This is a genomic window from Mesorhizobium sp. M7A.F.Ca.MR.148.00.0.0, assembly GCF_003997735.1.
Classification (GTDB): Bacteria; Pseudomonadota; Alphaproteobacteria; order Rhizobiales; family Rhizobiaceae; genus Mesorhizobium.
Genome location: NZ_RZTB01000224.1, coordinates 1 through 3,829 on the forward strand (window position 1 = coordinate 1; position 3,829 = coordinate 3,829).

Annotated in this window: 4 protein-coding genes and 1 pseudogene; 4 read left to right on the plus strand and 1 reads right to left on the minus strand. The window is 65.0% G+C overall.

The window, feature by feature from the left end; all coding sequences use genetic code 11:
* Positions 1-102: 102 nt before the first annotated feature.
* Together EOB49_RS33190 and EOB49_RS33195 are read left to right on the plus strand one after the other, a co-directional pair.
* Positions 103-657, plus strand: coding sequence for a methylated-DNA--[protein]-cysteine S-methyltransferase (locus tag EOB49_RS33190; RefSeq protein ID WP_127383440.1), 555 nt, complete (start codon positions 103-105; stop codon positions 655-657).
* Positions 654-1,397, plus strand: a complete 744-nt coding sequence (locus EOB49_RS33195) for a 2OG-Fe(II) oxygenase (RefSeq protein ID WP_127383441.1) — start codon at positions 654-656, stop codon at positions 1,395-1,397. Before EOB49_RS33190 ends, EOB49_RS33195 begins: the two co-directional genes overlap by 4 nt.
* Positions 1,398-1,421: 24 nt before the next feature.
* On the opposite strand, the gene EOB49_RS33200 is transcribed toward EOB49_RS33195, so the two are convergent.
* A complete protein-coding gene (locus tag EOB49_RS33200; RefSeq protein ID WP_127383442.1) occupies positions 1,422-2,021 on the minus strand; it encodes a dihydrofolate reductase family protein in 600 nt (199 codons plus the stop codon).
* Between the two features lie 102 nt (positions 2,022-2,123).
* On the opposite strand from EOB49_RS33200, the gene EOB49_RS33205 reads away from it, so the two are divergent.
* Both EOB49_RS33205 and dinB read left to right on the plus strand, forming a co-directional pair.
* Positions 2,124-2,540: a helix-turn-helix domain-containing protein gene (locus EOB49_RS33205; RefSeq protein WP_127383443.1), complete on the plus strand. Its 417-nt coding sequence runs from the start codon at positions 2,124-2,126 to the stop codon at positions 2,538-2,540.
* A 119-nt stretch (positions 2,541-2,659) separates the two neighbouring features.
* Positions 2,660-3,829: pseudogene (gene dinB, locus EOB49_RS38830) on the plus strand (DNA polymerase IV); the annotation flags it as partial.

A 3,829-nucleotide genomic window follows, 5' to 3' on the forward strand; every position in this document is an offset into this window, starting at 1 on the left:
CTTTGCGCCTTTCAGGCAGATTTGAATTTGAAAGCAAGCACCGGAGTGAGACACGGCCGACACCGTGGCTAGGGTTCAGCCACAAACAAAGGAGTGAAGGCAATGAACCTTATACAAACCACTATGCCGATAGCCGCCTGCAACGTCGCCGCCCTCGGCACCATCGCCTATGCCATCGGCGAATCCCCCATCGGCAAAATCCTGGCGGCGCGCAGCGATATCGGCGTCTGCGCCATCCTGATCGGCTCGGATGCCGACACACTGGAGCAGGATCTCGCCAACCGCTTCCCAGGCAAGATACTGGCCAAGGACGAGGCCGCACTGCGCGACGATCTCGCGGCAATCGCGCGCTTCATCGAGACGCCCGGCGTCGGCCTCGACCTGCCGCTCGACATGCGCCATGGCACGCCATTCCAGCAGCGCGTGTGGGAGGCGCTCCGAGGCATCCCGTGCGGCGCCACCATCACCTACACCGCGCTCGCCCGGCGTCTCGGCCAGCCGAACGGCGCCCGCGCCGTGGCGACCGCCTGTGCGGCCAATGCGATTGCGCTGGGCATTCCCTGCCACCGTGTTGCCCGCGCCGACGGCACGCTGTCGGGCTACCGCTGGGGCGTCGAGCGCAAGCGCGCCCTGCTCTACAAGGAGGCTACGATATGAAGGCCCATGCCAAAATTGCCAGATCGGTGATCGAAGCCGCCGGGACGCGCATCGCCGATTACGACTGGCCCGCCCTTACCGCCGAACTCGACGGCTTCGGCTGCGCGGTGATTGAAAAGCTGCTGTCGCCCGAAGAGTGCCGACAGATCGCCGACCTCTATCCCGAGGAGAAGCATTTCCGCAGCCACATCCATATGGCCAGGCATGGCTTCGGCAAGGGCGAGTACCGCTACTTCCGCTATCCCTTGCCCGACCTCCTGGCTGGCCTGCGCAGCGCGCTCTATCCCAGGCTGGCCGAGGTCGCGAATCGGTGGAACGAGCGCATGGGGCAGGCCATGCGTTATCCCGCGACGCATGCGGCGTTTCTCGATCAGTGCCATGCCGCCGGCCAGACACGGCCGACGCCGCTGCTGCTGCAATATGTGCCTGGCGACTTCAACTGCCTGCACCAGGATCTCTATGGCGATCTCGCCTTTCCGCTGCAGGTGGCGATCCTGCTCTCCGAACCGGGCCGGGATTTCACAGGCGGCGAGTTCGCGCTGACCGAGCAGCGCCCGCGCATGCAGAGCCGGGTCGAAGTGGTGCCGCTGCGCCAGGGCGACGCCGTTGTGTTCGCCGTCCACAACCGGCCGGTGCAGGGCACCAAAGGCAACTACCGCGTCAATCTGCGCCACGGCGTCAGCCGGCTGCGCTCAGGCATGCGCCACACGGTAGGGATTATTTTCCACGACGCCAAGTGAGCAGGGAGAAGATGGAGGTTCCCCTCACCCCGCCGGTGCATAGCGGCTGACCACCATGCCGCAGGCATAGGCCTTCGAGCCGAGCAGCCGCAGGTTCCTAAAACCGCCCTGATCAAAAATCCGGCGGCCCGCCCCCAGCACCGCCGGGTTGACGAACAGCTGGAACTCGTCGACCAGCCCGGCCGCGATCAGCGCTGACGCGAAACCGGCGCCGCCGAACACGGCAATGTCGCCACCCTCGCCCGTCTTCAGCGCGTTGACCTCGCGCGGCAGGTCGCCGCTGGCCACACTGGTGCGCTCCCAAGCCGGCTCCCAGGCCGATTGCTCGAGCTTGTCGCTGAGCACCACCTTACGGGCGTCGACGATGCGCTGCGCAAAGGCGTAGAACGGATCGCGCGGAAACTTCTTCGCCGCATTGCCCCAATGGGTGAGATAGCCCTCCTGCGCCATCTTGCGGCTGAGCAGGATGGTATCGACGCCTGCGAAGACAGCGTTGAAGTCCTGCTTCAGCGCATCGTCCCAGGCGCTCTCGTCACCCCACTCCCAGAGCTGCCAGGAATGGTCCTCGGTGGCGCCGACAAAGCCGTCGACCGATATCTGCATCTGCAGGACCAGCTTTTTCACCGTCATTCTCCTCAGGGCCATCCAAAACAGTTTACATTTGGAACCGTTGACACAAGGCCAAAACGATGTCAATAGTAAAGTGATTTAAAAATGGAAGCATAGATGTCGACGCGCGAAAAATCCGGCTGCCCGATCAACCTGTCGCTCGAACTGATCGGCGACCGCTGGACGCTGCTCATCATCCGCGACATGGCCTTCGCCGGCAAAAGGCACTTTCGCGAATTCCTGCAATCCGACGAAGGCATCTCCTCGCGCACGCTGGCCGAGCGGCTGCAAACGCTTCAGGAGGAAGGCATCCTCACCAGAAGCCACGACCCCACGCATGGCTTGAGAACGGTCTACCGGCTGACCGAGGCAGGTATCGACCTCTTGCCGGTGCTGGCGACGCTCGGCGCCTGGGGCAGCAAGTACCGCGAGGCCGACGATAAGCTGGCCGGGATTGCCGACGAGTTGGCGGCAGGCGGCGAAGCAGCGCTGGAAAAGATGAAAGCGGCGCTGCGATCGGAGCATATTGTCTAGGCGGTTGCGTTCACGCCGAACCGGCACAGCTGTTGCCGCACAAATCGCCCTTCGCTTGACAATGATCCACCTTTGTTCTTTATTTGTTCCATCTATCAGCAACTGCGGATGTGCGGTCGATGGACACGGCAGCCACCATCCTGCATGCCGATCTCGACGCTTTCTACGCCTCGGTCGAGCAGTTGCTCGATCCGTCGCTGCGCGGCAAGCCGATCGCGGTGGGCGGCGGCGTCGTGCTCGCCGCTTCCTATGAGGCGCGCGCCTTCGGCGTGCGCGGCGGCATGCCAGGGCGCAAGGCGCGCGAACTCTGCCCGCAATTGATCTTCGTCGGCGGCAATTTCAGCCATTACCAGCGGCTGGGCGACGCGGCGATCAAGGTGCTCGACGATTTTACCCCGGTGGTCGAGCGCATCTCCATCGACGAGGCCTTTGCCGACGTTGCCGGTTGCACGCATCTGTTCGGCTCGCCGCAAGCGATCGCGACGACCATCCGCCGCCGCGTGCGGGCCGAACTCGGCCTGCCGATCTCGATCGGCGTGGCACGCACCAAGCATCTGGCCAAGATCGCCTCGCAGGTCGCCAAACCGGACGGGCTGGTGGTCGTCGACCCCGGCACCGAGCTCGCCTTCCTGCATGATCTGCCGGTAAGTCTGATGTGGGGCGTTGGCCCGGCGACCAGGGCGCGGCTGGCCGAGATCGGCGTCGAGACCATCGGTCAACTGGCCAGGACGCATGGCGCTCGGTCCCGCCGCCGGCGAAAAGCTCGCCGCCTTGTCATGGAACCGCGACCCACGAAAGCTCGAAACGCATCGCCGCGCGCATTCGGCCGGCGCCCAATCGGCGCTGGGCCAAAAACCCGCCGTGGCGCGGATCATCACACCCACTCTGCTGCATCTGGCCGACCGCGTCGCCAGCCGGCTGCGCGCCAAGGCGCGGCCCGGCCGCACGGTGACGGTGCGCGTGCGCTTTGCCGATCTCACCGCCGTCACGCGCTCGATCACGCTCGGCCAGCCGATCTCGGCGACCGCGATGCTGGCCGAGATCGCCGGCGATCTGGTGCGCGGCGTCCTCGCCGACAACCCCCACGAAAGAACGATCTCGCTGCTGGCGATCTCGGTGTCGCATCTTGAGGAAAGCTTCGAGCTGCAGCTCGACCTGCCGCTTGGCCTCGCTGACGAGAAACACCGGCCCGGCACGAAGAAGGGCCTGGCACGCTTCGACGCCGACCGCGCCATCGACAAGATCCGCGAACGCTTCGGCAAACAGGCGGTCGGCTACGGCACGGTGGC

Excerpts from the sequence above, each read along its gene's own strand:
- EOB49_RS33190 (WP_127383440.1), top strand. The coding sequence starts at position 103 with ATGAACCTTATACAAACCACTATGCCGATAGCCGCCTGCAACGTCGCC.
- EOB49_RS33195 (WP_127383441.1), top strand. The coding sequence starts at position 654 with ATGAAGGCCCATGCCAAAATTGCCAGATCGGTGATCGAAGCCGCCGGG.
- EOB49_RS33205 (WP_127383443.1), top strand. The coding sequence starts at position 2,124 with ATGTCGACGCGCGAAAAATCCGGCTGCCCGATCAACCTGTCGCTCGAA.